The organism is Arthrobacter sp. Y3221159 (genome assembly GCF_059089885.1).
In genome coordinates, this window is the sequence record NZ_JBNHFC010000044.1 from 1 (window position 1) to 3,170 (window position 3,170).

Consider the following 3,170-nt stretch of genomic DNA (forward strand, 5'->3'; position numbering starts at 1 on the left):
ACAAAAAACTGGGCGCGTCCTTCACGGACTTCGGCGGCTGGCAGATGCCCCTCAAATACAACTCCGAACTGGCCGAACACCACGCCGTCCGCAACGCCGCCGGCCTGTTCGATCTCTCCCACATGGGCGAAGTCTGGGTCACCGGCCCCGAGGCGCCAGCCTTCCTGGACTTTGCCCTTGCCGGAAAGTTGTCCGCGGTGGCCCTGGGCAAGGCCAAGTACTCGCTGATCTGTGACGCCGACGGCGGCATCATCGACGACCTCATCACCTACCGCCGTGCCGAGGACCGGTACTTGGTGGTCCCCAACGCCGGCAACGCCAAGGCGGTTGTGGCTGCGCTGCTCGAGCGCGCCGCCGGTTTCGACGTGAAGGTTGAGGATGCTTCCGTGGAGACTTCCTTGATCGCCGTGCAGGGCCCGGCAGCCCAGGCCATCCTGCTGAAGCTCGTCCCGGCTGACCAGCACGCCCTGGTCCGTGAGCTGAAGTACTACGCCGCGGCGGAGGCCGGCGTCGCGGTCAACGGCTCTGTCCAGGAACTGCTGATTGCCCGCACGGGTTACACCGGCGAGGACGGCTTCGAAATCTACATTCCCAACGTGGACGCGCCCGCGCTCTGGGAGGCACTGCTGGCTGCCGGAGAAGAGCACGGGCTGGTCCCCGCCGGCCTTGCCGCACGGGATTCGCTGCGCCTCGAGGCCGGGATGCCCCTCTACGGCAACGAACTCTCGCGCCACGTCAACGCCTATGCGGCGGGACTCGGTCCAGTAGTTTCCCTGGCCAAGGAAAGCGACTTCGTGGGCAAGGAGGCGCTGGCAGCGATCAAGGCCGCCGGCGTCGGATCCACCATGGGCCAAAAGCTCGTGGGCCTCAGGGGCACCGGCCGGCGTGCGGCCCGCGCGCACTACCCGGTCCTCCAGGACGGCACCCTGGTGGGCGAGGTGACCTCCGGCCAGCCCAGCCCCACCCTCGGCTACCCGGTGGCCATGGCCTACGTCGCCGTCGAATACTCGGCCCCCGGCACCGTCCTGGACATCGACCTCCGCGGCAAGCCCGAACGCTTCGAAGTGGTCGAACTCCCGTTCTACAAACGCCAAAAGTAACCACCAAGACTTAGCAAGCAAAGGAAAAACACATGAGCAAAGTTGTTGCTGAACTGAAGTACTCCGCCGAGCACGAGTGGGTTGCCGCGGATGGGTCCGGTCCGGTGGGAATCGGCATTTCCGCCGTCGCCGCCGACGCCCTGGGCGACATCGTTTACGTGGACCTGCCAGAGGTCGGTTCCACCGTGACCGCCGGCGAAACCTGCGGCGAGGTGGAATCCACCAAGTCCGTGTCCGACCTCTACGCCCCGGTGACCGGCGAGGTCGTCGAAATCAACGACGGCGTGGTTGCCGACCCCGCCCTGATCAACACCGATCCCTACGGCGCCGGCTGGCTGTTCAAGGTGGCCGTGACCGAGGAAGGCCCGCTCCTGTCCGCCGAGGAATACGCCGCAGCGAACGGCGGCGAACTGTGAGCGCCGCAGCGGGGACGGTAGTGTTCCAGCAGGTGGAGTCGCCGAGCCTGAACGCGGACCTGTCCGCCCTGGACCCGGAGATCGCGGCGAAGATCGACGACGAACTGGGCCGCCAGCGCGACGGCCTTGAGATGATCGCCTCGGAGAACCACACCGCCGTGGCAGTTATGCAGGCGCAGGGCTCCGTGCTGACCAACAAGTACGCCGAAGGCTACCCCGGGAAACGCTACTACGGCGGCTGCGAGCACGTGGACGTCATCGAACAGCTCGCCATCGACCGGATCAAGGCCCTGTTCGGCGCGGAGTTCGCCAACGTGCAGCCGCACTCCGGTGCGCAGGCGAACGCCTCGGTGATGCACGCGCTGATCAAGCCCGGCGACACCATCATGGGCCTGAACCTCGCCCACGGCGGGCACCTGACCCACGGCATGAAGATCAACTTCTCCGGCAAGCTCTACAAGGTGGTGCCCTACGGTGTCCGCGAGGACACCCACACAGTGGACATGGCCGAAGTGGAGCGCCTGGCCCAGGAGCACAAGCCGGCGCTGATCGTGGCCGGCTGGTCCGCCTACGCCCGGCAGCTGGACTTCGCGGAGTTCCGCCGGATCGCCGACTCGATAGGTGGCTACCTCATGGTGGACATGGCCCACTTCGCCGGGCTGGTAGCCGCGGGGCTGCACCCCTCCCCTGTGCCGCACGCCCATGTCACCACGTCCACCACGCACAAGACCCTCGCCGGTCCGCGCGGCGGCATCATCCTCACCAACGACGCCGACATCGCCAAGAAGATCAACTCGGCTGTGTTCCCAGGCCAGCAGGGCGGCCCGCTGGAGCACGTGATCGCCGGCAAGGCCGTGGCGTTCAAGATTGCCGCGTCCCCCGAGTTCAAGGAGCGCCAGGAGCGTGTCCTGGCCGGCGCCCGGATTTTGGCCGAACGCCTGGTCCAACCCGACGTTGCCGCCAAGGGCATCACCGTGGTGTCCGGCGGCACCGACGTGCACCTGGTCCTGGTGGACCTGCGGAACTGCGAACTCGACGGCCAGCAGGCCGAAGACCGGCTCGCCGCGATTGACATCACCGTCAACCGCAACGCCGTCCCCTTCGACCCCCGCCCGCCCATGGTCACCTCCGGCCTGCGCATCGGCACCCCGGCTCTTGCCACCCGTGGCTTCGGCGAGGACGCCTTCCGCGAGGTTTCGGACATCATCGCCGAGGCTTTGACGGCCGACGCCGACGCCGACCTTTCCGGGCTCCGTCACCGCGTCGACGCACTCGCAAAGGCCCACCCGCTCTACCCCGGACTGTAATCACCTCCGGGGCCGCCGGACCGGACATTTTCACGCGTGCTGCTCCTTCATCGCTTTGACGCACGCTTTCGAAAAGTCCGGCTCCGCCGGCCTCTCGTGCCCACGTCGCCTGGGTGACGGGCCCTCGGAGTGGGCGGGGCATCCGGCAGCATGCGTCTAAGGGAGCGTCACGTCCGCGCAGCGGGCGTCTTCGCGACCGAGCATGCAGAGGATGTCCTGGCCGCTCCACTCAACCCGACCACATGCGTTTTTAGTTAGGAAGACCCGTTATGGCTGTTGGCGTTTTTGATCTCTTTTCGATTGGGATCGGTCCGTCGTCGTCCCATACTGTGGGGCCGATGCGGGCT

4 protein-coding genes are annotated in these 3,170 nt (G+C 66.8%); all 4 read left to right on the forward strand.

Annotation, left to right across the window (positions count from 1 at the left end; translation table 11 throughout):
• The coding region (gene gcvT / locus AC5RT3_RS20540; protein WP_494125102.1) for a glycine cleavage system aminomethyltransferase GcvT at window positions 1-1,100 on the forward strand (1,100 nt) is incomplete at its 5' end.
• Window positions 1,101-1,132: 32 nt separating this feature from the next.
• Window positions 1,133-1,516: a glycine cleavage system protein GcvH gene (gcvH, locus tag AC5RT3_RS20545; RefSeq protein WP_494012240.1), complete on the forward strand. Its 384-nt coding sequence runs from the start codon at window positions 1,133-1,135 to the stop codon at window positions 1,514-1,516.
• Complete coding sequence (gene glyA, locus AC5RT3_RS20550) at window positions 1,513-2,823, forward strand: serine hydroxymethyltransferase (protein ID WP_494125103.1); 1,311 nt, start codon at window positions 1,513-1,515, stop codon at window positions 2,821-2,823. Before gcvH ends, glyA begins: the two co-directional genes overlap by 4 nt.
• A 269-nt stretch (window positions 2,824-3,092) precedes the next feature.
• Window positions 3,093-3,170: serine dehydratase beta chain (locus tag AC5RT3_RS20555; RefSeq protein ID WP_494053769.1), on the forward strand; the 78-nt coding region annotated here is incomplete at its 3' end.